A 25,838-nucleotide genomic window follows, 5' to 3' on the forward strand; every position below is an offset into this window, starting at 1 on the left:
AGGCGGGCGCCCGCCTGCCAGTCGGCCTCGCGGCTCATCATATAGCTGTCGCCGGCGTCCGAGAAACCGCTGACGCTGTCGCGCGCCTCGCTGCGTCCGCCTTCGATCACGGCGCCGAGCACGAAATTGCCCATGCGGCGATCATAGCCGATCCGCCCGAAATATTCGGGGCCGTCCTTGTCGTTGCGGCACCCGATATTGGCGGTGCTCGTCGCCGCGCCGTTGCAGAAACCGGGCGCGAACACATCGCCGCCCGCCGCGTCGAGGACCGGGTCGCCATAGGCGCCGTCCTGGTTGGTGTCGAAGACCAGCGTCTCGCCGCGGTCGCTGCCCTGGAGCGTGCCGCCGCCGCCGATCGAGACATAGGGACCGTTGAAGTCCTGCGCCGGGTCGTGATTGTCCTGCGCCATCGCCGGGACGGCCAGGACCGTGGCCGCCGTGGCGGCAAGAAGGGAGGGGAATCGCATGTTATTTCTCCATTATTCGGTGGCTTTGCAGCCGCCCCCCAAACCCGCGGTGTGCGCGCGAAGTTCCTGCGCCACCGCGAAATGCGACGAGCCGAGCGCCGCGCGCGATGCATGAAAGGGTCCGAAAACCGCGCTTGCCAGCCCCCTTCGCGCCCTCCTATAGCCAGACCATGAGTCACGATTTGTTCGATGCCGCCAGCCCCGCGACCGACAGCTACAACGCCTCGCAGATCGAGGTTCTGGAGGGGCTTGAGCCTGTCCGCCGCCGTCCCGGCATGTATATCGGCGGCACCGACGAGCGCGCGCTGCACCACCTTGCCGCCGAGGTCATCGACAATTGCATGGACGAAGCGGTCGCCGGTCATGCCAACCGCATCGAGGTGACGCTCGATGTCGGAAACCGGCTGACGATCGTCGACAACGGCCGCGGCATCCCGATCGACCCGCACCCGAAATTTCCTGGCAAATCGGCGCTCGAGGTCATCATGACCACGCTCCATTCGGGCGGCAAGTTCGAGGGCAAGGCCTATGCGACGTCGGGCGGCCTGCACGGGGTCGGCGTCAGCGTCGTCAACGCGCTTTCGGTCGAAACCATCATCGAAGTTGCGCGCAGCAAGCAATTGTATCGCCAGCATTTCTCTCGCGGCGTTCCGCAGGGGCCGCTCGAAGCGCTCGGCACGACGCCGAACCGGCGCGGCACCAGCGTCAGCTTCGTTCCCGACCCGGCGATCTTCGGCGAGCATGGCCGTTTCAAGCCCCAGCGGCTGTTCCGCATGGCGCGCGCCAAGGCCTATCTGTTCGCGGGGGTCGAGATCCGCTGGAAATGCGCGCCCGAACTGATCGGCGACGACACGCCGACCGAGGCGGTGTTCCAGTTTCCCGGCGGCCTCGCCGACCATCTGAAGGACCAGATCGGGACGCGCGAATGCGCGACCGCCGAACCTTTCGTCGGGCGGCAGGATTTTCCGGGCGATCAGGGGCGTGCCGAATGGGCGATCGCCTGGCCGTTGTGGTCGGACGGCAGCTACGCCTGGTATTGCAACACCATCCCCACCCCGGCGGGCGGCACGCACGAGGCGGGGCTGCGCGCCGCATTGACGCGCGGGCTGCGCGCCTTCGGCGAACTGATCGGGCAGAAGAAGGCAGCGCAGATCACCGCCGACGACGTGTTCAACAGCGGCGAGATGATGCTGTCGGTGTTCATCCGCGATCCCCAGTTCCAGAGCCAGACCAAGGACCGGCTGTCGAGCCCCGAAGCCGCGCGACTGACCGAAAATGCGGTGCGCGACCATTTCGACCATTTCCTGTCCGACAATATGGACCGGGGCCGCGCGCTGCTCGGCCTGATCCTCGAACGGATGGAGGAGCGGCTCAAGCGCAAGGCCGAGCGCGAGGTGAAGCGCAAGACCGCGACCAGCGCGCGCAAGCTTCGCCTGCCCGGCAAGCTCACCGACTGTGCGAACGACGGCCCCGAAGGCACGGAATTGTTTATCGTCGAGGGCGACAGCGCCGGCGGCAGCGCCAAGCAGGCGCGCGACCGCAAGACGCAGGCGATCCTGCCGATCCGCGGCAAGATATTGAACGTGGCGAGCGCCAGCGCGGACAAGATCCGCGCCAATCAGGAGATCGCCGACCTCGCGCTCGCGCTCGGCTGCGGGATGCGCAAGGATTGCGACGCCGACCGGCTGCGCTACGACAAGATCGTCATCATGACCGACGCCGACGTCGACGGCGCGCATATCGCGACGCTGCTGATGACCTTCTTCTTTCAGGAGATGCCGGACATCGTGCGGAACGGGCACGTCTATCTCGCGCAGCCGCCGCTCTATCGGCTCACGGCGGGTGCGATGACGGCCTATGCGCGCGACGATGCGCATCGCGCCGAGCTGGAAGCGAGCGTCTTCAAGGGCAAGCGGGTCGAGGTCGGCCGTTTCAAGGGGCTGGGGGAAATGAACCCCAACCAGCTCAAGGAAACGACGATGGATCCGAAATCGCGTTCGCTGCTGCGCGTGACCCTGCCGCAGGAATATGAAGGGCGGCATCAGGTCAAGGACCTCGTCGACCGGCTGATGGGCAAGCACCCCGAGCATCGCTTCCAGTTCATCCAGGCCAATGCCGCGACGCTGGACGAGGCGGCGATCGACGCCTGAGGCGGGTCAACGCCTCTGAAGGCGAAGAGGGCAGAAGGGAAAACGACGCCATGACCCGCCTCCGCACCGCCCTGCTCTCCTCCCTCCTGCTCGCGGCCGCGCTCCCCGCTCCTGCGCTGCTTGCGCAGCCCGCCGAAACCGCCGCACCGGTGGTGCCGTCCTTCGACGCGCGCGCGGGACAGATCGTCGGCCTGCTCATGGGACGCGTCGCCTTTGCGGACAGCTTTGCCCCATCCTTTCAGACCGCGGTTCCCGAGGCGCAGTTCCGCGCGATCGCGGCGAACCTGATCGCGCAATATGGCCAGCCGATTGCGATCGCCGGCACGGCGTCCGACAATGGCCGGTCGGGAACGGTGCGGCTGCGGTTCGAGCGCGGCATCGCGACGGTCCGCCTCGACATCGGCCCGCCGCCCGAAGCGCGGATCACCGGCCTGCAGTTCACCGGCTTCACGGTGTCCGACGACACTATGGAGCGCGTGACGGCGGAAATCGCGGCCTTGCCGGGGCGCAGCGGCTTTCTGGTCGCCGAAATCGACGGGGCCGCGATCCGCCCGATCGCCAGCGCCAATCCCGACCGGCAGTTCGCCACCGGCTCGACCTTCAAGCTCTATGTCCTCGACGAGCTGGCGGCGGCGGTCGCGGCGGGCGAGCGGCGTTGGCGCGACGTCGTGCCGCTGTCGCACCTCAGCTTCTCGTCCGCGGCCACCGGCAACTGGCCGCCGGACACGCCGGTCACGCTGCAGACGCTCGCCAACTGGATGATCTCGGTCAGCGACAATGGCGCGGCCGACACGCTGATCCACCTGCTGGGCCGCGAGCGGATCGAGGCGCGGATGCGGGCCGCCGGCCACAGCGCGCCGTCGCGCAACATCCCCTTCCTGACCACGGTCGAGGCTTTCGCGCTCAAGGGCGACAATTTCGCCGACCTGCGCGCGCCCTTCATCGCCGGAAACGACGCGCAGCAACGGCGGATCCTCGACGCGAACCGCCATCGTTTCACGCTCGCCCAGGTCGACGGCGTCAGCTTCGGCGGCGAACCGCGCTTCATCGACGATCTCGAATGGTTCGCCTCGCCGATGGACGTCGCGCGGGTGCTCGTCGACCTGAAGGCGCGCCGGTCGGATGCCGCAATGGCGGCAATGGCGATCAACAACGGCGTGGGTCCTGCGGCCGCCGCCGACTGGTCGTGGCTCGGCTACAAGGGCGGGTCCGAACTGGGAGTGCTGTCGATGAGCCTGCTCGGACGGCGCAAGGTCGACGGCAAATGGTTCGTCGTCACGGCAAGCTGGAACAATGACAAGGCCGACCTCGACGGCGCGAAACTGGTCGGCCTCGTCACGCGCCTCCTCGCCCTCGCGGCGAAGGATGGCGTCACGCCGTCAGCGCCGCCACCAGCGCCTTGACCTTCGCCTGCCGCCATTGCGGCAAGGGGGCGACGAGCCAGTAGCCGCGCTTCACGGCGAAAGGCTCGCGCACCAGCCGGACGCGCCCCGCCGCCAGATCGGCCTCCGCCAGCATCGCCGGGACATTCGCCTGCCCCAGCCCGTTCGCCGCGGCGTCGATCGCAAGGCCCGCATCGCCGAGCCGCAGCGCGGGCTCGCCGTCCTCGACCGGGCAGCCGGGCCACGCGATGCGCGTCTCGCTCTCGCTGCCGTGTCCCGCGACCGTCACCATATGCGCTTCGGACAGCGGCACGCCCTCATGCTCGCCGGCGCCGTCGGTCCAGAAGATCGCGAGGTCGAGGTTCGCCTCGGTGAAGTCGATGCCGTCGTCGGCCGACACCAGCGTGAAGCGGACGTCGGGCGCCTGCTGGCTGTAACGCGCGAGCCTGGGCGCGAGCCATTTGGCGGTCAGGTCGCGCGGCGCGGCGATCGTCAGCGATTGCGACGACTGGCCCGCCTGCATCGCGCGCACCGATTCCTCGAACATCAGGAACCCCTGCCGCAGCGCGTCGAGCCCGGCGGTCGCCTCTCCCGTCAGTTCCAGCCCCTTCGGGGTGCGGCGGAACAGGACGACGCCGAGCATATCCTCCAGCGCGCGTATCTGTTGCCCGACGGCGGCGGGAGTCACCGCCAGTTCGTCGGCGGCGCGCGTGAAGCTGAGGTGCCGGGCAGCGGCATCGAACACGCGCAGGGCGTTCAGCGGCAGGTGGGTGCGCTTCATGACGCGGTTGCCGGTGCCACCAGCGGGAATTGCGGGATCGCGACGAGCATCTGCGATCCGTCGCCCATCTCCATCATATAGCTGCCGACCATCGACCCTTCGGGGGTGGACAGCGGACAGCCCGATACATAGTCGAACGACGCGCCGGGCGCGATCAGCGGCTGTTCGCCGACGACGCCCTCACCCTCGACCTCGCTCACCTGGCCGCGTCCGTCGCTGATCCGCCAATGGCGGCTGATCAGTTGCGCCGCGACCGCGCCGTCATTTTCGACCCGGACGTGATAGGCCCAGAACCAGCGACCGAGGGCCGGATGCGACTGTTCGGGCAGATAGCTCACCGCCACGCGCACGGTGATCGGCCCGGTGGTCGCCGCAAAGGGGAAGAGAGAGTCGATCATCGTCCGGGCAAGGTCGCTCAAAGCCCCACCCTGGTCAATGCCTGGTCGAGGTCGGCGATGACGTCGCGCGGATCCTCCAGCCCGATGTTGACGCGCAGCAGCCCCTCGCCGACGCCCATGTCGAGCCGCACGTCGGGGCTGACGCCATAATGGGTGGTCGTCCACGGATGGCAGCACAGGCTGCGCGCGTCGCCGATGTTGTTGCTGATGTCGACGAGTTCGAGCGCATTGAGGAAGGCCATCGCCTGCGCGGCGCCGCCGGGCAGGTCGAAAGCGAAGATCGGTCCGCACGCCTCCATCTGGCGCGCCGCCAGTTCGTACTGCGGGTGGCTGGGAAGCCCCGGATGCAGCATGCGCGCGACGCGTCCCTCGATCGCCTTGCCGACCGCGAGCGCATTCTCCGACTGGCGCCGCGCGCGCAGGTCGAGCGTTTCGAGGCCTTTCAACACCACCCACGCGCTGAACGGCGACAGGTTTGGACCGGTGTTGCGCTGAAACGGCAGCAGGACGTCGTTGATGAACGCCGCGCTGCCGCACACCGCGCCGGCGAGCACGCGCCCCTGTCCTTCCATCAGCTTGGTCGCCGAATAGGCGACGACGTCTGCGCCATAGTCGAGCGGGCGCTGGAGCACCGCGGTCGCGAAGGCGTTGTCGACGACGCTGGTGATGCCGTGCGCCTTCGCGAGCCCGCAAACATGCGCCATGTCGACGATGTCGAGCGTCGGATTGGCGGGGGTCTCGAAGAAGAAGACCTTGGTATTGGGGCGGATCGCCCTTTCCCATGCGGCATTGTCGCGCCCGTCGACCACCGTCGATTCGATCCCGAAGCGCGGGCACAGCGTGTCGACGAGCCAGCGGCACGACCCGAACGCCGCCTTGGCCGCGACGATATGGTCGCCCGCCGACAATTGGCACAGCAGCGCCGTGGTCATCGCCGCCATGCCACTCGCCTGCGCGCGGCACGCCTCGGCCCCTTCGATCAGCGCGATGCGTTCCTCGAGCATCGCGACGGTCGGGTTCTGCAGGCGCGAATAGGTCATGCCCTGCTCTTCGCCGGCGAAGCGCGCCGCGACGCTCTCCGCGCTGTCGTAGCTGTAGCCCGAGGTCAGGAAGAGCGCTTCCGACGTCTCACCATGCTCGCTGCGCCACGTGCCGCCGCGCACCGCCTGCGTGGCCGGATGCCAGCGGCGCGTCCTGTCGCGATCGAAACCCGTCGTCTTCTTCATCTGCCCTGTCCGTTCAAAGCCGAAACCACCGCATCGCCGAGCGCGGTCGTTCCCATCGTGCCGCCAAGGTCGGCGCCGCGGCAACCGTCGGCGAGCACCTGCCCCACCGCCGCCTCGATCCGCGCCGCATTCGCCTCGTCGCCGCCCGAATGGCGCAGCAGCATGGCGAGCGACAGGATCATCGCCAGCGGGTTGGCGATCCCCTTGCCCGCGATGTCGGGTGCGCTGCCGTGGATCGGCTCGTAGAGCCCGCGGCGTCCCTTGCCCAGCGAGGCCGAGGCGAGCAGGCCGATCGAGCCGACGCACATCGACGCCTGGTCGGACAATATGTCGCCGAACAGATTGCCGGTGACGATCACGTCGAACTGGCCGGGATTGCGGACGAGCTGCATCGCGGCATTGTCGACATACATGTGGCTGAGCGCGACGTCGGGATATTCGGCCGCGACCTCGATCACCACGTCGCGCCAGAGCTGCGAGGTTTCGAGGACATTGGCCTTGTCGACCGAGCAGAGCCGCTTGCCGCGCCCCTGTGCCGCGCGGAAGGCGACCTGCGCGATCCGCCGCACTTCGCTCTCGCTGTACGCCATGACGTCATAGCCCTCGCGCTCGCCGCCTGCGGTCGTGCGCGTGCCCTTCTCGCCGAAATAGACGTCGCCGTTGAGTTCGCGGACGATCAGCAGGTCGATCGCCGACGCGACCTCTGGACGCAGCGCGGAGCTGTCTTCGAGCCCCGGAAACAGCTTCGCGGGGCGCAGGTTGGCGAACAGCCCCAGTTCGGCGCGCAGGCCCAGAATCGCCTGTTCGGGCCGCAGATGGCGCTCGACCGCATCGAAGCGCGGATCGCCGACCGCGCCGAAAAGAATGGCATCGGCCGCCTTCGCCTTTGCCAGCGTTTCGGGCGGCAGCGGGTGGCCGCTCGCTTCATAGGCTGCGCCGCCGACCAGCGCGCGGTCGAGCGTCACCGGCAGCGCCAGCGCGTCCAGCACCTTCCCGGCCTCCGCCATGATTTCGGGACCGATGCCGTCGCCGGCCAGCAGCAGGATCTTCAATGCTTCGCCTTCCCGTCCGGATCTGGCCGTTCGCCCTGAACGTGTCGCCGGGCTGGTCTTCTCTGTCACGCCGTCGAAAGAAGGACGGTGCTTCGACAAGCTCAGCACAAACGGAGGAAGCGGATGGCCTTGGTTTGACGGGGACGCTCTAAGCAGGCTGGTCGCTTCACGCAACCGCCCTCTTGAGCCGGTCGAGCAATCTTTCCCTTGCCGTCAGCAAGTCGCGGTTGCGCCCGTCGAGCCCGTCGCGGTCGAGAAAATGCCCGGTCAGTGCCAGAAAATCGATGACATCCGTCATCGTGGGTTCGGCCGCCGTCCCGTCGGGCCGATCGTTGCGCAGGAACGGCGGCAGGCGGAGAAGCCGGCTTTCATATCCGGCGGCGGCGGCCGTGCTTACGGCGCCACCCGACTTCGGGCTGACATAGGCCAGATCGTCGGACGTTCCCGTCACGACGCATTCGCCGAGGTCGAGCCCGAAACCGAGTTCGGCGAGCAGCAACAATTCATAGCGCCCGAGCGCAAGCGCCCATTGCCGCGCCGATGGCGCAACGCCGATGGCATCGAGAACGGCGGCCAGCGCGACGTAGAGGGCCGGATAGGGCTGCGCTTCGGGCAGCGTCGCCGCGGTCAGGCTGGTCGCCCATTCGATGGCCGCCGCGGGCAGCGGCTCGGCAAGCAGCGGCGCCCGGCTCGCCAGCAGCTCGACCGTCGCGCCGCCGAGCTGCTCCTCGGTCCGCGCCCGCAGGTCGAGCGCGACCAGATTCCCCGGCATCAGGATCGGCCGCAGGCGCCGCGAGCGGCCACCGCGCACATAGCCCGCGACCAGCCCCGCCTCGCGCGTCAACGCGCGCAATATCGCGCCATGCTCGCCGTGCGCACGCACCGCGCAGACGATCGCCTCGGCGGTCAGGCTGGCCAAAGCACCATCTGCGTCTGCGTCACCAGCGCGACATCGGCGCCGTCCTCGGTCCGGATGCGCGTCTGCCATACCGAGAGCCGCTTGCCGATCCTGACCGGCGTCGCCTCGCCGATCAGCACCGATCCTTCGGGACCGGCGCCGAGGAAATTGGTCTTGCTCTCGATCGTCGTCGTGCCGCTCGCCCCCTCGGGCAGCGTCAGGAACGCGCCCACCGCGCCAAGGCAGTCGGCAAAGGCCATGATCGCACCGCCATGGACGATCTGCCCGGCGGTGCAGATTTCGGGGCGCACGGGCAGTTTGCCCGCGACGCGATCCTTCGTTCCTTCGTGGATGGTGACGCCCAGCGTTCCTGCCAGCGGCATCGCGGCTGCAAAATCCATAGTCTATCCTTCCCTTTCACCCCCTCCTCTGAAGAGGAGGGCATCAAAGATCATCCCCCCGCATGATAGAAATCATACACCGCCTGCGCGACGCCCGCGCTCACTCCGGGCGCCTTCTGCAAATCCTCGAGGCTCGCGCCGCGCACCGCGCGCGCGGTGCCGAAATGCATGAGCAGCGCCTTCTTGCGCGCCGGCCCGATCCCCGGCACCTCGTCGAGCGGCGACGACCCCATCGCCTTCGCGCGCTTCTGCCGATGCGCGCCGATCGCGAAGCGGTGCGCCTCGTCGCGCAGGCGCTGGATATAGAAGAGCACCGCATTGTTGGGGGGCAGCGTGAACTCGCGCCCGTCGGGCAGATAGAAAGTCTCGCGCCCCGCGTTTCGGTCGGGCCCCTTGGCGACGCCCACATAGGGCAGATCGTCGATCCCGAGTTCGGCGAACACGGTCGAGACCGCCGATACCTGTCCGCGTCCCCCGTCGATCAGCACCAGATCGGGCCATTCGCCCCTGGTCCGTTCGGGATCTTCCTCGATCGCGCGCGCGAAACGGCGCTGGAAGACTTCGCGCATCATCGCGAAATCGTCTCCGGGCTGCGTCTCGGCGCGCTTGATGTTGAACTTGCGATAGGCGCCCTTGATCCAGCCTTCGGGCCCCGCAACGACCATCGCGCCGAGCGCGTTGGTCCCCTGGATATGGCTGTTGTCGTAGATTTCGATGCGCTGCGGCGCCTCGTCGAGGTCGAACAGCTCGGCGAGTTCGCGGCCGAGCTTCGCCTGCGTGCTGCTTTCCGCCAGCCGGCGGTCGAGTTCCTCCCCCGCGTTGCGCACCGCCTGTTCGAGGAGACGGCGGCGGTTGCCGCGCTGCGGCACGCTGATCTCCACCTTGCGTCCCGCCGTTTCGCTCAGCGCTTCGGCAAGCAGCGGACAATCGTCGGGCTCGCGGTCGACGAGGATCAGCTTGGGCGGTGGCACGCCTTCGTAGAATTGCATCAGGAAGCTCGCCATCACCTCGGCCTCGGGCACCCCCGCGACATGCGCGGGGAAGAAGCTGCGATGCCCCCAGTTCTGCCCGCCGCGGATGAAGAAGCCCGCGACGCAGAGCTGCCCGCCCTTCGCCGCGAGCGCGAAGACGTCGGCGTCGCCCAGCCCGTCGGCGTGGACCGACTGGCTGCCCTGGATGAAGGTCAGCGCCTTCAGCCGGTCGCGCAGCACCGCCGCCAGTTCATAGTCCATCGCCTCTGCGGCCCTGGTCATCGCGGCGCCGAGCCGTTTCTGCACCGCGGTCGAGCGGCCTTCGAGGAAATCCTGCGCGTCGCTCACCAGTTCGGCATAATCCGCCTTGCCGATCCGCCCGACGCACGGCGCCGAACAGCGGCGGATCTGGTAGAGCAGGCAGGGACGCGAGCGGTTGGCGAAGAAACTGTCGGTGCAGCTTCGCAGCAGGAAGGTCTTTTGCAGCGCGTTGAGCGTGCGGTTCACCGACCCGGCGCTCGCGAACGGCCCGTAATAGCGCCCTTTGGCGCGCCGCGCGCCGCGGTGCTTCTGGACGCGCGGGAAATCATGGTCGGCGCGCAGCAGGATGAAGGGGAAGCTCTTGTCGTCGCGCAGCAGCACATTGTAGGGCGGGCGATAGCGCTTGATGAGCTGCGCTTCGAGCAGCAGCGCCTCGGCCTCGCTGGTGGTGGTGACGATCTCCATCGCGCGCGTCTGAGCGACCATGCGCTGGAGCCGCTGCGGCAATCGCGCGACCTGCGTGTAATTGGTGACGCGGTTCTTCAGCGCGCGCGCCTTGCCGACATAGAGCACGTCGCCGCGCGCATCGAGCATGCGATAGACGCCGGGCCGCACCGGCAATTTGCGCACCACGCCGCGGATCACCTCGGCCCCGCGCGTCAGGTCGGGCTTGTCGCCCTCCGCCCCGCTGCCGCGGACGACATAGGTCGCCTTCTCTTCGTTGAACCGGTCGGGAGCGTTGGGGCGAGCCATGCCAGCCATGTAGGCGATGACGCGACGGGTCGCCATAGGGGCGGGCCAGAAAGCCGCGATAGCCCCCAGAAACAAAAACGCCCGCGGATTTTCCGCGGGCGCCTTGGTCCGGCGATGCCGAACGATCAGCCCTTGGCGACCGCCGCGATGGCCTTGTCGACGAGGGCCGCGTCCGCCTTGGCATCGTGCCGGGCGGCGATCAGGGCGGCCGCCGCGTCGGTGGCGGCCTTTGCCGCCGCTTCGCGCACATCGGCGAGCGCGCTGGCTTCGGCGGCCGCGATGCGGTCCTCGGCCATCTGCTTGCGGCGCCCGATCAGCGCGGTCGCGTCGGCCTTCGCCTTGGCGACGAGCCCCTCGGCCTCGGCCTCGGCGCGGGCGCGCAACTCTTCGGCTTCTTTCGCCGCAGCGGCGAGCTTCGCCTCATATTCGGCCTTCAGCGATTCGGCGTCGAGCCGAAGCTGTTCGGCTTCGCTGAGCTGCCGGGCGATTTCGGCGATCTTCCTGTCGAGCATCGCGCCGATCCCGGCGGGCGCCTTCTTCCAGACGAGAACGCCGAGGAAGATCGTCATCGCCAGCGCCACCCACCAGCTCGGCGACGACAGGATCGAGCCCGCCGCGCCGCCGCCATGCGCCGCACCGGCGGCTTCGGACAGGACCAGAGTCAGATTAGCCATGGAGCACCGCCTTCACCGCCTGCTTCGCGTCCGCGGCGGCGACCTTCACACCCGACAGCTTCGCGACGAGTTCGCTCGCCGCTTCCGCCGCGACCGACTCGATCTCGGCCATCGCCGATCCGCGCGCCGCGGCGACATCGGCTTCGGCCGCCGTCATTTTCTCCGCCAGTTCGGCATCGACCTTGGCAAGGCGCTTTTCGGCGTCGCGCGCCGCCTTGTCCTTCGCATCCTGCACCGCCTTTTGCGCGGCGGCGCGGCTGAGGTCGCTCTGCTGGCGATATTGTTCCTCCAGCCCGTCGGCGGAGGCGTGCGCCGCCTTGGCCGCGGCCAGATCGTCGGCGATCTTGCGGTCGCGCGCGTCGACGGTCGCCTCGATCTTGGGATACATGCCGAGACCGATCACCACGAAAACCGCGCCGAAAATCAGCGCGAGCCAGAAAAGCTGCGATGCGAAGAACCAATTTTCCGCAAGCTGGTTGATCTGTGGCATTTCTCTTCTTCCGATTGACGACTGCCCGGCGCACGCGCGCCGAAAGGCCGCCGCGCCGTCCCGCCACACGGCGGAACCGGCGCGGCGTCGACCGTCAGGCCGCCTTCAGATAGAGCAGGATCGCGATCAGGAACGACAGCAGGCCCAGAAGCTCCGCCGCGGCGAAGCCGATGAACAGGCGGCCCTGCTGACCGTCGGCCGCCGCCGGATTGCGCAGCGCGCTTTCCAGGAAGCTGCCGAAGACATTGCCCACGCCGATCGCGGCCATGCCGGCGCCGATCGCGGCGAGACCGGCACCGATGAGCGTCGCTGCTTGTGCGTCCATGAACTTAACTCCTTGAGGTAAACGTTTGGATTGAAACGGGATTAGTGAAGATTGACCGCGTCGTTGATATAGAGCGAGGTCAACAGGGCGAAAACATAGGCCTGGATGCCCGCGACCAGCAGCTCGAGCGCGCTGATACCGATCATCAGGGCGAGGCTGGCGATGCCGACCGGGAGCCCGATCGCGACACCGGCGCCCGAGCTCTGGACGATGAAGTTCGCGAACACCTCCAGCAGCACGTGCCCGGCGGTCATCGCGACGAACAGTCGCAGGCCGAGACTGAACGGGCGCACCATGAACGACACGAACTCGATCGGCGCGATGAACGGGATCATCGGCCACGGCGTGCCGTGCGGGACGAAGAGCGAGAAGAAATGCAGCCCGTGGCGCCAGAAGCCGACGACCAGCACGATCGCGAAGGACAGGATCGCGAGGATGCCGGTGATGGTGAAGTGGCTCGTCACGGTCAGCGGGTGCAGGCCGGCCAGCGCAAAAGGCACCATTCCCAGCACGTTGCAGAACAGAATGAACATGAAGAGCGAAAAGACATAGGGCGTGTATTTGCGCCCTTCCGGTCCGATGTTCGTCGACATCATCGACGAAACGAAACCGGTGAAGCCTTCGACGGCCATCTGCCAGCGCCCGGGAACGAGCTGCCGCTTCATGCCGCCGAGCATGAAGAGCCATAGGATGACGGCGGCGGCGGCCATCCAGACCGCACTGGTGGTCAGCCACACCTCCCGTCCCTCGACCGCGAACAGCTTCGCGATCGGTTCGACGGTGAACTGGTGCATCGGGTCGAATTTACCGGCCTCTGCGGACACGCGCGTCACTCCAAACTATCCCCGCGCCTGACGGTGCCGGGCTGAACCTTGAGCCTATGCCGAACCGCCCTTGTCGCGCGATGCGGCATTGGCGATCCGAAAGATATTCCTGAAGGCGACGACGACCCCGAGAGCCAGCATCCCCAACAAACCCCAGGGCGAGGTGTCGGCGAAGCGGTCGATCAGCCAGCCGATCAACGCACCGCCCAGCATCCCGCCCAGCAATTCGGCCAGAACCCGGTTTCCGAGCCGATAATTGGCGTCGGATTCGGGCGCGCTGACCCCGGCCCGCCTGGCTTCTGCGGCTTCGGCCCGGTCCAATCGCTCTTCGAGCGAGACCAGGCGCGAATCCTCCGAAGCTGGTTCCGGATCGCTGCCATTCCCCGTCATCTTCCGCCATCCTCCTGAAACAGAACCGGAATGCCCCGATTCTGCCTGCGAAAAAAGGCCCGAAAAATCGGGGGACCCCTGAGGCGCGGTCCGTTTAGAAACGCCGCCCCATGAAGTCAATGCCCGCACGCGAGCGCGCGGCTTAATCTTGCTGCGCTGCGGCAATATCGTTCGGATCGCGCCTCTTGCGGACGCAAAAATGCCGCCGCGTTTAGGGGCGCGGCGGCATCAAGCGCCCGCGGGCGCTGCGAAGCTGTGATCTCAGGGGCAGCGCGAATCCCGGACCGGCGCGCCGCTGTCGCGCGTCAGCCAGCGGCCGTCGGGCGCCTTGTACTTCTCGCCCGCCCTGGTCTTCGCGATCAGGTTGCATCCGGTCGCGAAGGCGAACTGCTCGACCGTGCTGCCCTGCGGTGCATTGCTGGTGTAGGCGGCCTTGCGCTTGATGTTGATATCGGTGACGAGCTTGCGCACCGCATCGGTCGGCGTCGACACGAAGCCCAGATAGCCGTCGGGCTGCTCGCCGATCTGGCCGTCGGCCCGCGCCTGTTCATAGGCCGGATCGCGCTGCGCCATCGCCGAGGGAACGGCGACCGCCACCGCGGCTGTCGCGGCAATCGCCGCCATCGCCATCGTGCCGGGTTTCCACTGTTTCACACGCATCTCTTTTGTGTCCCCAATCCAGTTCGCGTCAGAATATCTCGCTATTCTGCTCGATGAGCTTCTTGGCATCGCCATCCAGCCTATACACGACTTCCTGCTTGATGTTGATGTTCAGGTTGATCTCGATCGGCTTGTCCGGCGTGTCGATCTGTACGCAGCCCGCGAGGGCAGGCGCAAGGATCAGGCTCGCCAGAGCATGCGCGCCGATGGCATGCCTCCTTGCTCCGGTCTTGATGGCGGTCATGGCATGGGCTCGCTTTCTGGGGGCTGAACGGGTTTCGATGCGGCGGCGGCCGCGGCTTCGGCCTCTTCCTGCACGCGCAACAGGGTCGACAGATTCTGTTCGATCAGCAGCGTCGGATCGTAGAACCCCTTGGCCGATGTGATGAGCTGGCGGAAGGGCGCCTGGATCTTGACGTTGAAGACCAGCGGCAATCGGGCGATCTGTTTGGTCAGGAAATTGCGCGTCGCGCCCTCGCCCTGCCCCACGCCGCCGAAGCGGATGTCGGTCACCATCTCGCCGTCCAGATCCCCGTTCAATATGATCGTCAGGTCGTCATATTGGAGCGATCGCAGCGCGCCAAAGGCAAAATTGGCGATCGCGCCCAGATTGTGGTTCGACAGTTCGCCGACATAGGCGAGCGTCCCGCCGCCGGCGCGCGCATCGATCCGCCCGCCGACGATGCGCCCGCCGAGCCCGTCGAACTCGACCGGCAGCGTCCCGTCGAACAGGCCGGTCGCGTTGATGTTGTCGAAGCCGAACTGCTGGAGGAAGATCGCCGCATCGACGCCGACGATGTCGAACGACAGGCGCCGCGTCTGGCTGGCGTTGAAATCGAGCGTCGTCGGGTGCAGCGACAGTTCGCCGCCCGCGAACGGCCAGCGCCCGCCGTCGATCCGCACGCGATTGTCGCCGAGCAGCCGATAGGTGATCGTTCCCCCGATCACCGGGATGCCCGGGTTGATCTCGTCGATCCGGGCCACCTGCCCCGGCGCCGACCGCAGGCCGATCAGATCGTCGAAGGTCAAGGTCGCGGTCAGCCCCGTCACCGGACCGAAGGCAGCGGCCAGATTCGCGTCGGCGGTCGCGAAGGTGCCGTGGCTGGTGACGCCATCGGGCGTCCATTCGATCCGTCCGTCACCGACGACCGATCCCTGGACGTTGGCGACGACGCCGAGCGCGAGGCGGGTGAGCTGATCGGGCTGGAACCGATCGTCGAATCGCAGCTCGCGGACCTTGAGGTCGGCGGCGCCGGTGCCGCTGTCGAGCCGGTGGGTGATCGTCGTGTCGACGACCGATCGCCCGCTCTTCTCTTCGCGAAATGCCGCCTCGGCATCGATCGTGCCGTCCGCGAAGCGCAGATGCGCGCCGTCGGCGACGAGCGGAAAGAAGCGCGCATCGGGCTCTGCGTCGGTCAGGCGAACGCCGCCGTCGAGCGTCAGCCCGTCGCGGCCCCAGCGCCACGCCCCCGCAATGTCGGACAGGATGAGCGGAACGGCGCCGATCTTGCCGCCCGCGCCCTTGAGGTCGCCGCCCATCCCTTGCGCCGCCCGGCGACCGGTCAGCGATGCGGCGGCGAAATGCGTCGCGCCGTCCCCCTCGCCGAGCCGCACCTCTGCCCCGGCCAGCGCCCAGCGCATCGCGGCCAGATCGATGTCGGCACCGCGCGCATCGAAAGCGAAGGGCGAGGTCCCGCTCGTCCCGCGCAGCGCGATGCCCGGGACGCGGATATGCCCGCGCAGCCCCTGCGGCCCCGCGCTCAGCAGCGGCGCGCTGGGACGGCTGCACAAGTCGATTCGCGTGGGGGCCAGCCGGAACCCGCCCACATCGACCCGGTCGGCGCCGATTCGCGTGCAGCCGCCGTCGAGCGCGAGCGCGCCGTTCGGCGCCAGCACGCCGGCGAGCGGCACCGACAGCCGCTCGACGCGCCCATCTCCGACCGGCCCCGACAGCTCGGCGCGGGTCGCGAAACGCAGCAGCGCGCCGCCCGAGAATCGCACCGGAGCCAGCGCAAGGCGCGCGCCGCCGGCGGCATAGGGTTCGACTGTTGCGACGCCGGCGATCGTGCCATCCGCGTGCCGGTCGAGCTGGAGCGATCCCGACGGCAGGCCGCCGCCGCCGAATGCCCATTGTCCGGCGGCGATCACGGCGGGTTCGGGCGCGCCCAGCAGATAGGCGATGCGGCTGTCGTCGCTGCCGGTGAAATAAGCGCCGCTGGCACCGCGCAATTCGGGAGCGACCAGCTCGATCCGGGCCGATTTACCTTCCCCCGCCAGCGCGAATCGCGCCTTGCCTCCGGTTTCGGCGAGCATGGCGGCAAGCGCCGTCGCCGCGCGCTCCGCCAACGGGCCGACCGGACTGCCATCGACCGAGCCGCCACCCTGAACGATGGCGCGCCGCAGCGCTTCGCCGGCACGGGCGCGAGCGAATGTCAGTTCGCCGTCGACCTTCGGCGCCCGATCGCCGACCGTGGCCCTGGCGGTCAGCGCCACCTGCTCGGCGGTGACGGCATCGGCGCGCAGCCCCGCCATCGCTGCCTCCACGCTGATCGCGGTGCGACCGGCGTCGCCCGAGAATTGCGCGCGGGCGCCGATCCGTTCGGCCGCCGCCGGTCCCGCCGCGAGCCGGACAATGCTGGCATCGGCGGTACCCCGCCATTGGCGCAGATCCTCGGACAGCGAGAGATCGAGCGCAATCTGCGGCGACGCAGCCGTCAGCTTGCCCCCGGCGCAGGCGAGGCTTGCGCCGCGGAGCGGCCCGACAAGCTGCGGCCGCACGTCACGCACGCGCACGCGGCCGTAAAAGCTGACGTCGCGACCGCTGCACCCGGCCGCGGCGAGCGTCGGCGCGACCAGCGCGAGCGTTCCGTCGAAATCCCGGCGCAGATTGCCCTTCCCGTTCAGCGCCGCGCCAATGGCGCCCCACGGCGTCCCCACGCGCGCGCGCGCATCGGCGAGCGTCACTGCCAGATCGGGCAGCACGAAGGGCGAGGTGCTCGTCGGATCGCGGAACTTGTCGAGCGCGCCGAAAGACAGGCGCCCGTCGGCGAAGGCGCCGTAGAGACGCACGCCTTCGGCGTCGATCCGCGCCACATAGGGACCGGTGAAGCCCCAGTCGAGCACGACCTCGACGCGGCGCGCGGTCAGGTCGGGACGCGCGGGATCGCCGATGACGATGTCGGTCAGCCGCTGGGTGCGCAAACCGATCCGTTCGATCGTGTAGCGCGCGGGAACCCCGCGCTGGTCGAGCTGGTCACGGATGAAGCTGTCAGCGATCGGCGCGCGCGCGAACCACAGGCCCGCCGCGATCGCGATCAATGCGCCGCCCGCAATCCAGCGCTTGCGGAGTCGGGGCCGCGATGCCGAATCTGCAGCGACAGGCTCGCTCATGCGCGCGACCGCGATGAAAAAGTGGCGGATCGCGAAACCGGCGATGACGTCATGCGGTCATATTCCAATCTCGCCCGTTCCCCGTCCCCGGTCTGCCCTTCCTGTCAGCAACGCCGGAATTCCCGTTTCGCTGCAAGATATTGCACCGCATCGAAGCAAAAGCGTTTCTATGACCGTTGAGCGTGCCTCACAAGGCGGTTATTCCGGTCCCGACATGGCCGACGCGCCCGCCCCGATCCCGGATCACGCCGGTCATCGCGCCCGCTTGCGCGCGCGGCTGCTCGGCGGCGATGCCGATGGCATGGCCGATTACGAGCTGGTCGAATATCTGCTCGCGCTCGCCATTCCGCGTCGCGACACCAAGCCGCTCGCCAAGGCGCTGCTGCGCGAATTCGGTTCGCTGGCGCAGCTCGTCAGCGCCGACCCCGAATCGCTGCGCCGGGTCGCCGGCATGGGCGACACGGCGGTCGCCGCGCTGAAGATCGTCCAGGCCGCGAGCCTGCGGATGCTGAAGGGCGAATTTCGCGACCGGCCCCTGCTGTCGAGCTGGGACGCGCTGCTCGACTGGCTGCGCGCCGACATGGGGCCGATCGACATCGAACGCGTCCGCGTCCTCTACCTCAACGCGCGCAACATGCTGATCCGCGACGAGGTGATGAGCGAAGGGTCGATCGACCAGTCCGCCATCTATGTCCGCGAGGTCGTCAAGCGCGCGCTCGAACTGGGCGCGGCGGCGATCGTCCTCGTCCACAACCACCCGAGCGGCAGCCCCGAACCGAGCCGGCAGGACATCGCGATCACCCGCGACGTCGCGGAGGCGGCGCGGAAGCTGGGGATCGCGCTCCACGATCACATCATCATCAGCGGCGGCGATCATCGCAGCTTCCGCGCGATGGGCCTGTTGTAAGACGGCGCGGACGCGCGTCCGGCTCCGGCCCGCGCCGCGACACCATCGGAATGTTTGACTTGCGCTGCGCGGCACGACATCATCGCGCCATGCCGACTCAGTGCACCCCTTCCCGTTTCGACCTCCGCGCGGGTCAGATTCTCGTGGGCCTCTAGCCCCGGGTCCGGTGCCTCCTGCCCCGAACCCGGGGCGAAAATCCACCCAACCCGATTCCAGCGGCGCAGCCGAGCCTCGCCCGCAATCCTCTTTCGGAAAAAAAGAACCCATGACGACCACCAGCAAGGCGACCCGCCGGCCGCCCATCCACATGATCGATACCGAAGCCGACGCGCTGACCGACCTTGCTATCGCCAAGGAAGACGATCTGCCGCAGGTCAGCGAAATGCTGCTGAACGAAATCGCGCGCGCCACCATCCACAAGGCCGAGCGCATTCCGTCCGATGTCGTGACGATGCGCTCGACCGTCGAGTTCGTCGACGAGAACAGCGGCGCGGCGCGGACCCTGCAACTCGTCTACCCGCGCGACGCCGATATCTCCGCGGGCCGCATCTCGATCCTGACCCCGGTCGGGGCGGGACTGATCGGCCTGCGCGAGGGCCAGACCATCCGCTGGCCCGACCGCGACGGGCAGGATCATAACCTGTCGATCGTCCGCGTCACACAGGCCGAAGCCGCCTGATCCACGCGCACCGCGGACAAACGGAAACAGCCGCCGGATCGCTCCGACGGCTGTTCCGCCGTGTTAGGGGCGCATTCAGGCGCCGCGCGACAGGAAGCCGATAAGTTCGGTCTTGCTGACGCCACCCGACTTGTCGGCATCGGCGGCGCCGAACGCCTGGGCAACCCAGCTCTTCACCTGCTCCGATTCGGGATCGACCGTCGGGTCGGTCGCGGTGCGCAGCTTCTTCATCCAGGCGGAGAATTCCGTCTCGCTGAGTTCGCCGTTCGCATCGCCGTCATAGGTAGGGAATTCCTGCTCGACGATCTGCGCGATCTGGCTCGGGGTCGCAGCGCCGTCCGACGGGGCAGGACTCGACTGCGGCGGCGGGCTCGACGGAGCCGGCTGGGCCGTCATGTCGTCGACAGGCGGCGGCGTGTCCGGTTCGACCGGTGCCGGTGCGGTCGTGTCGGCCGGCGGCATCGTTTCGGGCGCGGTCTGCGTCGCATCGTCGGGCGGCGGGGTTTCCGTCTGCGCGAACGCGGGGAAACTCACCGCGGCCGCGCCGATCAAAAGCATATGTTTCAACATGATCTGTCTCCATTGGCGGCGACGGGGCCGGATTCGACAACCCGCGGCCTTGTTCGAAGGGGCATGAGAACAACCGCCCGCGCGCCGCGAAAGTTGCCGCAGGCGCCCGATTGGCGTAGCCGCCTGCCCCTGCTAGGGGGCGGCTGGTCGCGATTCCGCCTGCATAACGCGACAAGGCGCCGCAAAAGGAAGGAAATTCAATGGTTCCGCGTTACGCCCGGCCCCAGATGACCGCGATCTGGTCGCCCGAGAATCGCTATCGCATCTGGTTCGAGATCGAGGCGCACGCGACCGACGCGCTGGCCGAACTGGGGGTCGTGCCGCAATCGGCGGCCAAGGCATTGTGGGACTGGTGGGCGACCGAACCGGCGATCGACGTCGCGGCGATCGACGCCATCGAGGCGGTGACGAAGCATGACGTCATCGCCTTCCTGACATGGGTCGCGGAGCATGTCGGCGACGAAGCGCGCTTCATGCATCAGGGCATGACGTCGAGCGACGTGCTCGACACCTGCCTTGCCGTGCAGCTGACGCAGGCGGCCGACATATTGCTCGCCGATCTCGACGCGCTGCTCGAGGCGATCAAGCGCCGCGCCCATGAGCACAAGCTTACCCCGACGATCGGCCGCAGTCACGGTATCCACGCCGAACCCGTCACCTTCGGGCTCAAGCTCGCCGAAGCCTATGCCGAATTCGCGCGGTGCAGGACCCGCCTGATCGCGGCGCGCGCCGAGATCGCGACCTGCGCCATTTCGGGCGCGGTCGGCACCTTCGCCAATATCGACCCGCGCGTCGAGGCGCATGTCGCGGCAAAGCTCGGCCTCGCGATCGAGCCCGTCTCGACCCAGGTCATCCCGCGCGACCGCCACGCGATGTTCTTTGCCACGCTGGGCGTCATCGCCTCGTCGATCGAGCGGCTCTCGGTCGAGATCCGCCACCTCCAGCGCACCGAGGTGCTGGAGGCCGAGGAATATTTCTCGCCGGGCCAGAAGGGCTCGTCGGCGATGCCGCACAAGCGCAACCCGGTGCTCACCGAGAATCTGACCGGGCTTGCGCGCATGGTGCGCAGCGCGGTGACTCCGGCGCTGGAGAATGTCGCGCTGTGGCACGAACGCGACATCAGCCATTCGTCGGTCGAGCGCTTCATCGGTCCCGACGCGACGGTCACGCTCGACTTCGCGCTCGCGCGGCTGACCGGCGTGGTCGACAAGCTGCTCGTCTATCCCGCGCGGATGCAGAAGAATCTCGATCGCATGGGCGGGCTCGTGCATTCGCAGCGCGTCCTGCTGGCGCTGACGCAGGCGGGCGCGAGCCGCGAGGACAGCTATGCGCTGGTCCAGCGCAATGCGATGAAGGTCTGGGAATCGGATGGGCAGCTGTCGCTGCTCGACCTGCTGAAGGCCGATGCCGACGTCACCGCGCGCCTGTCCGCCGAGCAGCTCACGGACCTGTTCGACCTCGGTTATCATATGAAGCATGTCGATACGATCTTCGCGCGCGTCTTTGGAGCCGCATAGAGCAACGGCCGATTAGATTGAATCGGCCATTGCTCTATTTGCTTTCGTTTTCCGCATTCTGCGAGTCGTCGGCTGTGCCAGCCGACTTCAGAATGCTCTAGGCTGGCGTCCGGAGCCGAAGTCGCCTAGAAACCGTCCGAGGCCAAGCAAGGAGCGGAACAGTGGGAATCCTGCGCACCATCATCTGGGTCCTGCTGACCATCGTCCTGCTGCTGTTCGCCTTCGCGAACTGGAACGCGGTGACGGTGACCATCTGGCCGGGCTGGGAAGCCGAGACCAAGCTGCCGGTGATCGTGCTCGTCGCCTTCGCGCTGGGCAGCCTGCCGACGTGGATCGCGCTGCGCGCGACGCGCTGGTCGCTGAAGCGCCGTCTCGATGCGAGCGAGCGCCAGCTCGCCGACCTGCGCGCGATGGCCAATCGCCCCGCCGATCCCGCGCCTCCCACCGTGCCGGTCAACGATATCCCGCCCTCGCCCCTGGAGTCCGCATGACGTCGCCGCTCTATCTCGCCATCGACACGCCGCACCTCGACGCTGCGCAGACGCTGGCGCAGAAGGTCCGCCATCACGTCGGCGGGCTGAAGCTCGGGCTCGAATTCTTCTGCGCCAACGGGCATCATGGCGTGCTCGAAATGGCGAAGCTGGGTCTGCCGATCTTTCTCGACCTCAAGCTCCACGACATTCCGAACACGGTGGCCAAGGCGATCCAGGCGCTCCGCCCGCTCGAACCGGCGATCCTGACCATCCATGGCGCGGGTGGCCGCGCGATGATGGAGGAAGCGAAAGCGGCGGCGGGCGCGAACACCAAGGTGGTCGCCGTGACCGTGCTGACCAGCCTCGATTCGCCCGACCTCGACGACATCGGCGTCGGCGGCACTCCGCACGATCAGGTGGTGCGCCTCGCGGCGCTGGCGCGCAGCGCCGGCCTCGACGGCATCGTCTGCTCGGGGCAGGAGGTCAAGGCCGCGCGCGCGGCCTGGCCCGGCGGCTTCTTCGTCGTTCCCGGCGTCCGCCCCGCCAACGGCAAGCCGGGCGACCAGAAACGCGTCGTCACCCCGGCCGAGGCGATGGCCGACGGCGCCTCGATCCTCGTCGTCGGACGCCCGATCAGCCAGTCCGACGACCCCGACCTCGCAGCGCGCGCGATCGAGGCGACGCTTTAGGAACCCCACATTGAATCCCGTTCGTGTCGAGCGAAGTCGAGACACCCATCGGAACAGCCAAGGTCGAGGGGCATCTCGACTTCGCTCGATGCGAACGGACTTGCGAGCAGAAACTTCGAAACATGCCACCACTCATCAAGATCTGCGGTCTCTCGACACCCGAAGCGGTCGATGCGGCCATCGAACAGGGCGCGGCCTACATCGGACTTGTCCATTACGAGCCGAGCCCGCGGCATGTCGACCTTCGGACCGCCGCCGAATTGCGGCGCCGTGCCGGGGCGCATGTCAAGGTGGTGTTGCTGCTCGTCAACGCCTCGCAGCAACTCACCGGCCAGGCGCTCGCCGCAGTGCGGCCCGATGTCGTCCAGTTCCACGGCACCGAGACCCCCGAGTGGCTCGCGGTCGTGAAGCGGCTGGTTCCGGCGGAGATATGGAAGGCGATCGGGCTCAAGGACGCGGGGACGCTGGAGCGGATCGAGAAATATCGCGGCATTGCCGACCGCATCCTGTTCGATGCCCCCGCCTCGGCGCTGCCCGGCGGCAACGGCGCGCGTTTCGACTGGTCGCTGCTCGCCAACCACCGTCACACGATCGACTGGGGCATCGCCGGCGGCCTGACTCCCGACAATGTCGCCGCCGCGATCGCGGCGACGCGCGCGCCGCTCGTCGATGTCTCCTCGGGCGTCGAAAGCGCGCCCGGGGTCAAGGATCTGGACCGGATCGCCGCTTTCTGCGCGGCGGTGCGCGCCGCTCAATAGGCGTCGCCCAGCGCGAAATCCTGCCGCCGTTCGCGCCACGCACCGCGCGTGAAGTCGGGGAACTCCAGCGTCCGGTTATCCTCTGCGATCGACTGTTCGGACAGCGGCGTGATCGCGCTCCACGTCAGCGCGTCGTAAATGTCGATCGGCATCGGCGCGCCGGCCTTCAGCGCCTCGACAAAGGCGTTGAGAGCGAACCAGTCCATCCCGCCATGCCCGGCCCCGACCGCCCGGTCGGCGTGACGTTTCCACAACGGATGGTCGTACTGGTCGAGCACCGTCTCCGCCGGCTCCCAGCGATGCGGTTCGGGGCTGCGGCCTTCGATGTAGAGCGATTTGGCGACGTCCATCCACAATCCGCGCGTGCCCTGCACCCGGAAACCGAGCGAATAGGGGCGCGGCAGGTTAGTATCGTGGGTCAGCCGGATCGTCTCGCCATTGGCGCAGGCGATGCTGGTCGTCACGACGTCGCCCAGCGCGAAACGCACCGCCGCATTGGGGTGGTCCGCGCCGCCCTGCGCGACCACATGATCGTGCAATCCGCGCGCCTTGCTCGCATAGCTGGTCAGCCGGGTGAAGCGGTTGCCGCGGTTGATATTCGCCCACATCGCGCAGGGGCCGATGCCGTGGCTGGGATAGAGGTCGCCGTTGCGCCGGACGCTGTGATCGGTCCGCCAGCGCGCCTCTGACCAGCCCTTCGCGCCGAATTCGGCGCCGCCGCCATAGGGACGGCCGGGAATGCCCGAATTGAATTTCACGTCGCGCAGATCGTGCTGATAGCCGCCTTCGAGGTGGATCATCTCGCCGAACAGGGCCTGCCGCACCATGTTCAGGACCGCCATGACGTCGCGGCGATAGCAGACATTTTCCAGCAGCATATAGGGCGTGCGCGTCGCCTCATGCGCCGCCAACACGTCCCAATGGTCCTGAAGCGTGATGCCTGCGACGACTTCGCACCCCACCGCGACGCGCGCCTCCATCGCCGCGATCGCCATCGGCTTGTGCCATTCCCACGGCGTGACGATCAGCACGCCGTCGAGCGTTCCGGGTTTCAGCATCGCACGCCACGCCTCGGCGTCGCCGGTGAAGCTCGCGGGGCGCGGCTTTCCCGCCGCATCGAACTGCCCCTTCGCGGCTTCGAGCACGAAGGGGTCGATGTCGGCGATCGCGGTCACGTCGACGTCGTCGCGGCGCAGCAGTTCGCGCAGGTGCACGCGTCCGCGCTCGCCGGTGCCGATGATGCCGATCCGCAGCCGCGATCCGCCGCGGTCCCGCGCGATGGCCGGTGCCGCCGCCGCCGTGGCCAACGCCGCGCCGCCCGCCATCAACAATTCGCGCCGATTCATGCCCCCGCTCATCCGTCTGCCTCCTTGCCGTGACCCTCACCGCTGTTTGAAGCGCATCGAGGCTATGGACAAGGGCGTCATAGCGCCTAAGGGACACAGCCAGCCATGACCGAAGCCGCTCCCCCCCGCTCCGCCCTATCGAACAGCCTGCGCACCGGGCCCGATGCGCGCGGTCATTTCGGCGCCTTCGGGGGCCGCTATGTCGCCGAAACGCTGATGCCGCTGATCCTCGACCTCGAACGCGAATATCGCGCCGCCCAGGCCGATCCGGCGTTCAGGGCCGAGTTCGAGCATCTGCTCGAACATTATGTCGGCCGCCCGAGCCCGCTCTGGCATGCCGAGCGGCTGACGGCCCATCTGGGCGGCGCGAAAATCTATCTGAAGCGCGAGGACCTGAACCACACCGGCGCGCACAAGATCAACAATTGCATCGGCCAGATCCTGCTTGCGAAACGGATGGGCAAGACGCGGATCATCGCCGAGACCGGCGCGGGGCAGCACGGCGTCGCGACCGCAACCGTCGCGGCGCTGTTCGGCCTGCCCTGCACCATCTTCATGGGCGCGGTCGACGTCGCGCGGCAGCAGCCCAACGTGTTCCGCATGAAGCTGCTCGGCGCCGAAGTGGTCGCGGTCGAATCGGGCGCGAAGACGCTGAAGGACGCGATGAACGAGGCGCTGCGGCACTGGGTCGCCAACGTCCACGACACCTTCTACATCATCGGCACCGTCGCCGGCCCGCACCCCTATCCCGAACTGGTCCGCGATTTCCAGTCGGTGATCGGCGAGGAAGCGAAGGCGCAGATCCTGAAGGCGGAGGGGCGCCTGCCCGACATGCTGATCGCGCCCGTCGGCGGCGGATCGAACGCGATCGGCCTTTTTCACCCCTTCCTCGACGATGCCGAGGTCGAGATCGTCGGCGTCGAGGCCGCGGGCGAAGGGCTCGACAGGAAACATGCCGCCAGCCTCGCGGGCGGCCGCCCCGGCATCCTCCACGGCAACAAGACCTATCTGTTGCAGGACGAGGACGGCCAGATCACAGAGGCGCACAGCATTTCGGCGGGCCTAGACTATCCCGGCATCGGTCCGGAGCATGCCTGGCTGCACGACATCGGCCGCGTCCGCTACGAACCCGTCACCGATGCGGAGGCGCTCGCCAGTTTCCAGAAGCTGACGAAGCTGGAAGGCATCATCCCCGCGCTGGAGTCGGCCCACGCCATCGCCGCCGCCGAACGGATCGCGCCGACGTTGGGCAAGGACAAGATCATCATCGTCAACCTGTCGGGCCGCGGCGACAAGGATATCTTCACGGTCGCGGATGCGCTGGGGGTGGCGCTCTAGAAGCCCTCTCCCCTTCAGGGGAGAGGGTTGGGAGAGGGGGACGAATGCGGGACCGAAGGCTGATCGAG

Annotated in this window: 26 protein-coding genes and 1 pseudogene; 9 read left to right on the forward strand and 18 right to left on the reverse strand. The window is 67.9% G+C overall.

Annotated features, from left to right (window positions below; translation table 11 throughout):
- Positions 1–467, reverse strand: a pseudogene (locus SGR02S_RS10355) (outer membrane protein); the annotation flags it as partial.
- A gap of 170 nt (positions 468–637) precedes the next feature.
- Between SGR02S_RS10355 and parE the strand changes: the two are divergent.
- Positions 638–2,617 (forward strand): DNA topoisomerase IV subunit B, encoded by a 1,980-nt coding sequence (gene parE / locus SGR02S_RS10360; RefSeq protein WP_067109011.1) that lies wholly within the window; start codon positions 638–640, stop codon positions 2,615–2,617.
- 50 nt (positions 2,618–2,667) lie between these two features.
- A complete protein-coding gene (locus SGR02S_RS10365) occupies positions 2,668–4,020 on the forward strand; it encodes a serine hydrolase (RefSeq protein WP_067108944.1) in 1,353 nt (450 codons plus the stop codon).
- On the opposite strand, the gene SGR02S_RS10370 is transcribed toward SGR02S_RS10365, so the two are convergent.
- The 15 genes from SGR02S_RS10370 to SGR02S_RS10440 form a co-directional block, all read right to left on the reverse strand.
- A complete protein-coding gene (locus SGR02S_RS10370; RefSeq protein WP_067108945.1) occupies positions 3,989–4,780 on the reverse strand; it encodes a LysR family transcriptional regulator in 792 nt (263 codons plus the stop codon). The two genes, SGR02S_RS10365 and SGR02S_RS10370, sit on opposite strands and share 32 nt — an antisense overlap.
- Entirely contained in the window at positions 4,777–5,178 is a 402-nt protein-coding gene (gene apaG / locus SGR02S_RS10375; RefSeq protein WP_174521650.1) for a Co2+/Mg2+ efflux facilitator ApaG/CorD, read from the reverse strand. Before apaG ends, SGR02S_RS10370 begins: the two co-directional genes overlap by 4 nt.
- A gap of 17 nt (positions 5,179–5,195) precedes the next feature.
- Positions 5,196–6,404, reverse strand: a complete 1,209-nt coding sequence (locus SGR02S_RS10380) for a trans-sulfuration enzyme family protein (RefSeq protein WP_067108946.1) — start codon at positions 6,402–6,404, stop codon at positions 5,196–5,198.
- Positions 6,401–7,456 carry a 3-isopropylmalate dehydrogenase gene (gene leuB, locus SGR02S_RS10385; RefSeq protein ID WP_067108948.1) on the reverse strand — a complete coding sequence of 352 codons (1,056 nt, stop codon included), beginning with the start codon at positions 7,454–7,456 and terminating at the stop codon, positions 6,401–6,403. Before leuB ends, SGR02S_RS10380 begins: the two co-directional genes overlap by 4 nt.
- 166 nt (positions 7,457–7,622) lie before the next feature.
- Positions 7,623–8,375: a DNA repair protein RecO gene (gene recO, locus SGR02S_RS10390; RefSeq protein ID WP_067108951.1), complete on the reverse strand. Its 753-nt coding sequence runs from the start codon at positions 8,373–8,375 to the stop codon at positions 7,623–7,625.
- The gene (locus SGR02S_RS10395) at positions 8,363–8,755 is read right to left on the reverse strand and encodes a PaaI family thioesterase (protein WP_067108954.1); all 393 of its coding nucleotides are present in this window, start codon (positions 8,753–8,755) and stop codon (positions 8,363–8,365) included. The genes recO and SGR02S_RS10395 overlap by 13 nt, the downstream gene beginning before the upstream one ends.
- Positions 8,756–8,805: 50 nt before the next feature.
- Positions 8,806–10,740 carry an excinuclease ABC subunit UvrC gene (gene uvrC / locus SGR02S_RS10400; RefSeq protein ID WP_067109017.1) on the reverse strand — a complete coding sequence of 645 codons (1,935 nt, stop codon included), beginning with the start codon at positions 10,738–10,740 and terminating at the stop codon, positions 8,806–8,808.
- Between the two features lie 125 nt (positions 10,741–10,865).
- Positions 10,866–11,414 carry a F0F1 ATP synthase subunit B family protein gene (locus SGR02S_RS10405; protein ID WP_067108957.1) on the reverse strand — a complete coding sequence of 183 codons (549 nt, stop codon included), beginning with the start codon at positions 11,412–11,414 and terminating at the stop codon, positions 10,866–10,868.
- Positions 11,407–11,904 (reverse strand): F0F1 ATP synthase subunit B family protein, encoded by a 498-nt coding sequence (locus SGR02S_RS10410; protein ID WP_067108960.1) that lies wholly within the window; start codon positions 11,902–11,904, stop codon positions 11,407–11,409. Before SGR02S_RS10410 ends, SGR02S_RS10405 begins: the two co-directional genes overlap by 8 nt.
- Positions 11,905–11,998: 94 nt before the next feature.
- The gene (locus SGR02S_RS10415; RefSeq protein ID WP_067108963.1) at positions 11,999–12,229 is read right to left on the reverse strand and encodes a F0F1 ATP synthase subunit C; all 231 of its coding nucleotides are present in this window, start codon (positions 12,227–12,229) and stop codon (positions 11,999–12,001) included.
- A gap of 41 nt (positions 12,230–12,270) precedes the next feature.
- Entirely contained in the window at positions 12,271–13,053 is a 783-nt protein-coding gene (locus SGR02S_RS10420) for a F0F1 ATP synthase subunit A (RefSeq protein WP_067109020.1), read from the reverse strand.
- A gap of 54 nt (positions 13,054–13,107) precedes the next feature.
- Positions 13,108–13,608 carry an AtpZ/AtpI family protein gene (locus SGR02S_RS10425; protein WP_419964904.1) on the reverse strand — a complete coding sequence of 167 codons (501 nt, stop codon included), beginning with the start codon at positions 13,606–13,608 and terminating at the stop codon, positions 13,108–13,110.
- A 96-nt stretch (positions 13,609–13,704) separates the two neighbouring features.
- Complete coding sequence (locus SGR02S_RS10430; protein WP_067108969.1) at positions 13,705–14,103, reverse strand: YdbL family probable chaperone protein; 399 nt, start codon at positions 14,101–14,103, stop codon at positions 13,705–13,707.
- Between the two features lie 28 nt (positions 14,104–14,131).
- Positions 14,132–14,347, reverse strand: a complete 216-nt coding sequence (locus SGR02S_RS10435) for a YnbE family lipoprotein (RefSeq protein ID WP_067108972.1) — start codon at positions 14,345–14,347, stop codon at positions 14,132–14,134.
- Positions 14,344–17,493: an intermembrane phospholipid transport YdbH family protein gene (locus SGR02S_RS10440; RefSeq protein ID WP_082797084.1), complete on the reverse strand. Its 3,150-nt coding sequence runs from the start codon at positions 17,491–17,493 to the stop codon at positions 14,344–14,346. Before SGR02S_RS10440 ends, SGR02S_RS10435 begins: the two co-directional genes overlap by 4 nt.
- A gap of 214 nt (positions 17,494–17,707) precedes the next feature.
- Between SGR02S_RS10440 and radC the strand changes: the two genes are divergently transcribed.
- On the forward strand, positions 17,708–18,400 hold the full coding sequence (gene radC / locus SGR02S_RS10445) for a RadC family protein (RefSeq protein WP_067109026.1): 693 nt from the start codon (positions 17,708–17,710) through the stop codon (positions 18,398–18,400).
- A gap of 265 nt (positions 18,401–18,665) precedes the next feature.
- On the forward strand, positions 18,666–19,079 hold the full coding sequence (gene rnk, locus SGR02S_RS10450) for a nucleoside diphosphate kinase regulator (RefSeq protein WP_076075432.1): 414 nt from the start codon (positions 18,666–18,668) through the stop codon (positions 19,077–19,079).
- Between the two features lie 75 nt (positions 19,080–19,154).
- On the opposite strand, the gene SGR02S_RS10455 is transcribed toward rnk, so the two are convergent.
- Entirely contained in the window at positions 19,155–19,649 is a 495-nt protein-coding gene (locus tag SGR02S_RS10455; RefSeq protein ID WP_067108975.1) for an EF-hand domain-containing protein, read from the reverse strand.
- A gap of 200 nt (positions 19,650–19,849) precedes the next feature.
- Between SGR02S_RS10455 and purB the strand changes: the two genes are divergently transcribed.
- The 4 genes from purB (at position 19,850) to SGR02S_RS10475 (ending at position 23,086) form a co-directional block, all read left to right on the forward strand.
- Positions 19,850–21,166, forward strand: coding sequence for an adenylosuccinate lyase (gene purB, locus SGR02S_RS10460; protein WP_067108977.1), 1,317 nt, complete (start codon positions 19,850–19,852; stop codon positions 21,164–21,166).
- Positions 21,167–21,327: 161 nt separating this feature from the next.
- Positions 21,328–21,657, forward strand: a complete 330-nt coding sequence (locus tag SGR02S_RS10465; RefSeq protein WP_067108980.1) for a lipopolysaccharide assembly protein LapA domain-containing protein — start codon at positions 21,328–21,330, stop codon at positions 21,655–21,657.
- Complete coding sequence (gene pyrF / locus SGR02S_RS10470; RefSeq protein WP_067108983.1) at positions 21,654–22,328, forward strand: orotidine-5'-phosphate decarboxylase; 675 nt, start codon at positions 21,654–21,656, stop codon at positions 22,326–22,328. Before SGR02S_RS10465 ends, pyrF begins: the two co-directional genes overlap by 4 nt.
- Positions 22,329–22,450: 122 nt before the next feature.
- The gene (locus SGR02S_RS10475) at positions 22,451–23,086 is read left to right on the forward strand and encodes a phosphoribosylanthranilate isomerase (RefSeq protein ID WP_067108986.1); all 636 of its coding nucleotides are present in this window, start codon (positions 22,451–22,453) and stop codon (positions 23,084–23,086) included.
- On the opposite strand, the gene SGR02S_RS10480 is transcribed toward SGR02S_RS10475, so the two are convergent.
- Complete coding sequence (locus SGR02S_RS10480) at positions 23,080–24,444, reverse strand: Gfo/Idh/MocA family protein (protein ID WP_218000131.1); 1,365 nt, start codon at positions 24,442–24,444, stop codon at positions 23,080–23,082. The two genes, SGR02S_RS10475 and SGR02S_RS10480, sit on opposite strands and share 7 nt — an antisense overlap.
- A gap of 93 nt (positions 24,445–24,537) precedes the next feature.
- Here SGR02S_RS10480 and trpB point away from each other — a divergent pair, with 93 nt between their 5' ends.
- Complete coding sequence (gene trpB, locus SGR02S_RS10485; protein WP_067108989.1) at positions 24,538–25,770, forward strand: tryptophan synthase subunit beta; 1,233 nt, start codon at positions 24,538–24,540, stop codon at positions 25,768–25,770.
- Positions 25,771–25,838: the final 68 nt, after the last annotated feature.

The sequence above is a fragment of the Sphingopyxis granuli NBRC 100800 genome (assembly GCF_001591045.1).
GTDB lineage: Bacteria > Pseudomonadota > Alphaproteobacteria > Sphingomonadales > Sphingomonadaceae > Sphingopyxis > Sphingopyxis granuli.